The 2,927-nt window shown below is 31.3% G+C and carries 4 protein-coding genes; all 4 read right to left on the bottom strand.

From position 1 onward, the window contains the following. Positions 1-197: 197 nt before the first annotated feature. Positions 198-629, bottom strand: a complete 432-nt coding sequence (locus A8B79_RS05320; protein WP_066219058.1) for a hypothetical protein — start codon at positions 627-629, stop codon at positions 198-200. An 824-nt stretch (positions 630-1,453) separates the two neighbouring features. After that, on the bottom strand, positions 1,454-1,813 hold the full coding sequence (locus A8B79_RS05330; protein WP_153038357.1) for a hypothetical protein: 360 nt from the start codon (positions 1,811-1,813) through the stop codon (positions 1,454-1,456). A 53-nt stretch (positions 1,814-1,866) separates the two neighbouring features. Then, on the bottom strand, positions 1,867-2,310 hold the full coding sequence (locus A8B79_RS05335) for a hypothetical protein (RefSeq protein ID WP_153038358.1): 444 nt from the start codon (positions 2,308-2,310) through the stop codon (positions 1,867-1,869). Between the two features lie 146 nt (positions 2,311-2,456). Continuing rightward, on the bottom strand, positions 2,457-2,927 hold a 471-nt coding region (locus tag A8B79_RS16130), incomplete at its 5' end, for a hypothetical protein (protein ID WP_161485139.1).

The raw sequence follows: 2,927 nt of genomic DNA on the forward strand, positions 1-2,927 counted from the left end.
AATCAAAGAATAGAATATAATTTTGGAGCTATTCATTTTATCTAATTGCTACAATATTGATTTGATGCTGCTAATATAGAACTTTAAATCTCATATCTCTTTCAGAGGATCCAAAATGACAACTTTCTTACTTAATTAAATAATTCAACCTCACTCCCCCAAACCAATTAATTCGCGGAGCAGGTTGGTAAAGCCCCTTATTCCTCAAAAAGAAGTTTCTTCCAGATTACCTCATAAATAGTAAACCTATTATTTTTCTGCTCTATAATATATACTTCTTCAAATATTGATTGAGGTTCTTTGAATGCAGCTTTATCGACCAATATTTTATTTAAATCATCAATTGAAGAAATTTTCAATTCACTGAATCTTTCCTCATCAATGTTCTCCTTGCGACCATATTTTTTGTCATAAGTAAATTGATTTATCACACCGAGAGTCTCAAGGCCAATTGAGAACACAATTTTATTATCTGTAATGGTTTTTTCAGTATAGTTTTCATTAAGAACAATCGTATCCGATAAGTTAACAAGGATGTAGAGCGGTTCTCTGTCTTGCCCTTCTAATGAAAAAGAATAGAAGGATAGCAAAATTAATACTATTGATTTAATTACAATTTGTACTCGCATTATTAAATGCTGTCTTTGGATAGATGATTAGTCTTAATACCATTTATATTCTTTTCATAAACCTTGGCTATTATCACCGACAAAACAAACAAGGAACAGAGATTAATAAGTAGTGTTCTGATACTAAAACTATCAGCTCTCCAATAAATAAATAGTGGAAACAAAGATAAGGTGAACAGAATTAGATTAATCTGGAATCTCCTGATTATGATATATAGAATAATTGCACAAGAAAAATATATAGTAGATATGAGTGTATAATGATTGACTCCAAAATCAATTATCACAATAAATGCAGAAAATGCAATCAAGAAGTATAAAACATATTTTAGCTTTAAGTGTTTTTTTATGTGATAATGGTACAATATCATTACAATCAAGTATACCCAGCCCATCATAAGTGTATGGATAAGTAGGGTTCCTGATATAAAGCCAATAGGGTTTAAACTTAACAAATAAGTATCTGCACCCTCGAATGATACATCCCAAAAAACTCCGAAAACATAACCCAGCAATACATTCAGTAGAATAGCTAATAGTGTAAAAAGTATAATTTTATAAGATATTTGTATCACTTGTTTCATTATTCTGTGCAACCTATAGTTTTCATATCAGCTTTTACACTTAATCATTTTTTGAGGTCGTGAATTAATTATCAATTGCTTGAGGAATTAGCAAATCATATGATTCCAATTTGTACTAAATCTTTAGATTTCTCACCTCTTTCAGAGGACTCGAAATGACAACTTTCTTACTTAATCAAATAATTGATCTTCACTCCCCCAAACCAATTAATTCCCGGAGCGGGTTGGTAAAGCCCTTCTTTATTCATGCAGTGGCTCAGGATCATCTTTTAAGTAAAATTTAACTAATACAGAATCACCTTTTCCTACTTCAAGAGCATTTAACGCTACTTCTTCTTTACCAATAAAACCGGCTTCGATTTGATATAAACCTTTTTTAACTGGAACAATAAAATATTTTTCAAAATCTAAATTTTGAAAAAGAATACCATTTATCCTGTAGTACGCCGGAAGCTCCTGTTCTTTAGATTCATAACTAAAGGTATTTATTTGGATATAGCTCGAAAAATCATCGTAGCTTTGTAATTTAGTAATTCCTATTTCTTCCATTCCTGAATCTTGTTTTCCCGAGGAAGCACAAGAAAGGATGCATGTGAACATAAATAACAGATAATATTTCTTAGCAGTTAGCATGCATACTCTCTTTAGCATTATCAACAGCTTATTTGTGCATCTTTGAATGTGCCTTCACAATTAGAAATCTTTAAATTTGGCTCTGCCAAGTAAGCTTTTAAATAAACATCTTTACCGTCAAGCAAAATCGGTTGTGTTTCAATTGAAAAATATCCAACAGATCTAATAATAATTTGTATAGGATAATTTGATCTCTGGACTTTAGTTTTAATGACTTTCTTATCTGTTTTGAAAGTACAACACCCCACTTTAACATGAGAGAAAATATAAGCTGAATCAGAGTTTACATCTTCTATTTCAATTTTAATGGTAACACTGTCGGGTTGATTTGGTTCTTTTTCGCTGTTCAAATCACCATATGTTAAGCTGTAAGCACTTTTGTTATAAGTTGAGAATAGGGTCTCATTATTCTTACAGCTCAAAGATACTAGCATTGATAAAATAAGTATATAATATAATTTCATAGTTTTAGCAGTCAGAAGGAGTACCTTATGCCGTTTTCTTAAGCGGAGTGAATGCTACTCCAACAAAGGAAACCATATAGATTTGCAGAAGCAATTAAAATCATGGTATAAGAGTGCTGAACAATAACCATTATCTCTTCAACCCCTTAATCATTGTAATAACTCACTTCATGAACACTACCTGTACCAATAACTTCCCATGGGGCATTTTTATTTCTTCTTATATAAAACCTAATGGTGATGCCTAATCCTTTTTCGCCATAGCTGTCTATAAAAATAATTCCCCTGTTTTCAGAAATAATTGGAGTGGATAAAAAATAGACATTATTAAAACCTGAATAATTAAATGGCGGAGGAATTGATGAATCTTTTAAAAAATCTGGGATTTCTTTCTGTTCTACTACTTTGTGGCCGTCTGTCAACTCTTCGGTAATAATTATTTTTTTGTAGTTCTTAATACTTTTCGAAAATCCAGATATAACCTCTTTGGTAAAATAAATCTCCAAGCTATCGGAGGGCTCGGATAGAAAAAATACATGATCTAAAGAGAAGCCCTCACCCAAATAGTCAGCAATCTTTTCTTTTGGTAAAGTTTCATAGTAGATCGGATTATCATT

It is taken from the genome of Balneola sp. EhC07 (genome assembly GCF_001650905.1).
Classification (GTDB): domain Bacteria; phylum Bacteroidota; class Rhodothermia; order Balneolales; family Balneolaceae; genus Balneola.

What these genes read in the sequence shown, in the direction of transcription:
- A8B79_RS05335 (WP_153038358.1), bottom strand. Translation starts at nt 2,310, where the DNA reads ATGAAATTATATTATATACTTATTTTATCAATGCTAGTATCTTTGAGC.
- A8B79_RS05330 (WP_153038357.1), bottom strand. Translation starts at nt 1,813, where the DNA reads ATGTTCACATGCATCCTTTCTTGTGCTTCCTCGGGAAAACAAGATTCA.
- A8B79_RS05320 (WP_066219058.1), bottom strand. Translation starts at nt 629, where the DNA reads ATGCGAGTACAAATTGTAATTAAATCAATAGTATTAATTTTGCTATCC.